This is a genomic window from Collinsella sp. TF05-9AC (genome assembly GCF_003438495.1).
GTDB lineage: Bacteria > Actinomycetota > Coriobacteriia > Coriobacteriales > Coriobacteriaceae > Collinsella.
In genome coordinates this window covers 1-2192 of record NZ_QSSH01000061.1, presented here as the reverse complement: position 1 = coordinate 2192, position 2192 = coordinate 1, and the positions used below count along the sequence as shown (strand labels likewise).

2 protein-coding genes and 2 pseudogenes are annotated in these 2192 nt (G+C 72.8%); all 4 read right to left on the bottom strand.

Annotated features, from left to right (window positions below):
- A pseudogene (locus DXC52_RS09825) lies at positions 1-694 on the bottom strand (hypothetical protein); the annotation flags it as partial.
- A gap of 26 nt (positions 695-720) precedes the next feature.
- On the bottom strand, positions 721-1383 hold the full coding sequence (locus tag DXC52_RS09820; protein ID WP_117747101.1) for a response regulator transcription factor: 663 nt from the start codon (positions 1381-1383) through the stop codon (positions 721-723).
- A gap of 44 nt (positions 1384-1427) precedes the next feature.
- On the bottom strand, positions 1428-1805 hold the full coding sequence (locus DXC52_RS09815) for a hypothetical protein (protein ID WP_147330624.1): 378 nt from the start codon (positions 1803-1805) through the stop codon (positions 1428-1430).
- A gap of 16 nt (positions 1806-1821) precedes the next feature.
- Positions 1822-2192, bottom strand: a pseudogene (locus DXC52_RS10035) (lantibiotic ABC transporter permease); the annotation flags it as partial.

Genomic DNA, 2192 nt, shown 5'->3' with positions numbered 1-2192 from the left:
GGGCCTCGAGCGACTCGGCGAGGGAGGCCCGCATGGCGTCCATCGCGGCGAGGACGTCGTTCACCTCGCGCACGTTGGTGCTGCCGACCGCGAAGTCGAGCTCCCCCGCGCCGACGCGCCCCGCCGCCTCCGCGAGCGGCGCCATCTTGCGCGAGATCACGCGGCTCGCACGGCGCGCCACGAGCGCGAGCGCGAGCGCGCTTCCCGCAGCGGCGCCGACGAGCATGAGGTTCTGCGGGTTGGGAAGCAGGCCGGCGAGGTCGCGCGAGACCCACTGCGGCAGGTACTCGCTGACGAGTGCGCAGGCCCCGCCGCCCTTGAGCGGGAACGCGGCGTAGGTGAGGCCCGAGCCCCCGCCCTCGATCTCCACTGTGCCCGGATCCGCGGCGAGTGCCGCACGGGCCATTTCCGTCGCGTCCTCGAGTCGCGTGCCCTCGAGGTCTGTCATCAGCACGTATCCGTCCTTGTTCAGGATGAGGTAGCGGTACGCCGTCGGCACGTCCTGCTGCCCGCAGACGCCGTCGCGTGCCAGGCCCTCCGCGACCTCGCGCGCATTGGCCGGCCCCCAGCTTGCCTCGTAGACGAAGCCCGCGTTGATCGCCGCGGAGAGCGCCATGAACGTGGCGAGCCACGCCGTGGCGACCGCCGCGAACGCGTAGGCGAAATAGCGCGCGATGACGAAGGAGAGCGGCATGCCCCCGCGACCTCGCGCCCCGGTCCTCAGAGCTGCCACTTGTACCCCATCCCCCAGACGGTCGCGATCGGGTCGGCGCCGGCCTCGGAGAGTTTCCTCCGGGCGCGGCTGACCTGCATGGATATGGCCGCGTCGTCGGCGTCGCTCTCCCAGCCGAGCACCGCCTCGCGAATCTGCGCGCGGCTCATGACCTGCCCAGGGTGGCGGGCGAGGTACTCGCAGATGGCGTACTCGGTGGGCGTGAGCGACACGGCCTCGCCGCCCACGTCGAGGCCGCGCGCCCCGAGGTCGATCCGCACCTCCCCGAAGGAGAGGGCGTGCGAGCGCGGCCGGCGCTCACGGCGCAGATGGGCCGCGACCTTGGCGCGCAGCTCCGCGGCCCCGAAGGGCTTGCGGACGTAGTCGTCGGCGCCCAGGCCGTAGCCGGCCACGGCGTCCTCCTCGGCCACGCGCGCGGTCAGGAAGATGATGGGCCCGTCGAAATCCGGGCGGATCTGCCGCACGAGCTCGAAGCCGTCGAGCCCCGGCATCATGACGTCGCAGAGCACGAGGTCGAAGCGCGAAAGGTCCATCCCCGGGACCGCCGTCGGGTCCGCTGCCTTGACGACCTCATGGCCGTCGCGGCCGAGGACGCGCGCGAGCGCGTCGAGGATCGCCCGCTCATCATCCACTGCCAGTATCCTCGCCATATTCGACCTCCTGAAACTCCCGTTGCATTGTACTTGCGCCGCGCTCAGCGGTCTAGAGCCCCGCGCGCAGCCGCGGGCGCCTCGGCCGCATCGCACGCGCGGTAGCGCACGCCCGAGCCGCCGCGCGCCTCGATCTCGAGCCAGCCCTCGCCGTTCGACTCCCGTCCGAAGAAGATGAGCTGGAGCTCTCGGACATTGCCCCTGTCGTCCGCCGCGTCCACCAGGTAGACGTAGTTCGCTCCCGCCCCGGTGGCGTCAGCGTAGGAGCTCGCGTGGCTGCCGGGCTCGGGCGCGGGCGCCCACATGGCGATCTCAGGGTTGGGCAGCACGCGGTCGGCGATCGAGCGCAGCGCCGACCCCCAGCCGGCGTCGAGCAGGGCATTCCCGCCCAGGACGAACGCTGCGGAGAGGAGGACGAGCACGGCGGCGAGCGGCCTCCTACGCATCTGCCCTCCCGTCCTCGAAGCGGCAGAACCAGGCGAGAAGGACGGCGGCGGCTGCCAGGGTGAGCACGAGGCCAGCGAGCGCAGTCGTGAGGAGAGGGCCCGCCGCGCGTGCGGCGTCGATGAAGGCCTCTACCCCGAGCGACCCCAGGCGCGCGGGCCAGGCGAGCGGCACCCAGCTCAGGGGCGTCGCCAGGGCACCGGTGGGCTCGCCGGTCATGAGGCCGTGCGCAAGTCCGCCCACTGAGAAGAACGCGAGGAGCATCCCCGCCGCGCCGGCGCCGATGGCGGCGTTGCGGCCGAGGCGCAGGGCCACGCCGAGCTCCAGCGCGTAGAGGGGCAGGCTGCCCAGCACGATGCCCACCC

Bases quoted from the DNA above. Each gene is read 5' to 3' on its own strand.
- DXC52_RS09820 (WP_117747101.1), bottom strand. From the start codon at position 1,383: ATGGCGAGGATACTGGCAGTGGATGATGAGCGGGCGATCCTCGACGCG.